Origin of the sequence: Pseudoalteromonas sp. SIMBA_162 (assembly GCF_046535955.1) — a bacterium.
Taxonomy (GTDB): domain Bacteria; phylum Pseudomonadota; class Gammaproteobacteria; order Enterobacterales; family Alteromonadaceae; genus Pseudoalteromonas; species Pseudoalteromonas marina.
In genome coordinates, this window is the sequence record NZ_JAWJBQ010000778.1 from 1 (window position 1) to 254 (window position 254).

Here is a 254-nt window from a genome sequence, read left to right on the forward strand (position 1 = left end):
GTCAATGGCGTCGTCGCCGAACTTGCAACGCTGGCAGGGGCTGAGCGTGTCGCCGGTTTCGTGGCCGACCTGTCCGACCAGGCCGCCATCGATTCACTGGCAAGCGAAGTGCTGGCGGCCAACGCCAGTCTGGATGTCCTGATCAACAATGCCGGTGTCTTCCAGGCGCCCAGCGTCGTGACGGCTGACGGTCTCGACCTGCGCTTTGTGGTCAATACCCTTGCCCCGTATCTGCTCACCCAGAAACTGGCTTC

At 62.6% G+C, this 254-nt stretch carries 1 protein-coding gene; it reads left to right on the plus strand.

The genetic code is table 11. The features are described from left to right. The coding region (locus R0J88_RS21805) for an SDR family NAD(P)-dependent oxidoreductase (protein WP_410901146.1) at positions 1–254 on the plus strand (254 nt) is incomplete at both ends.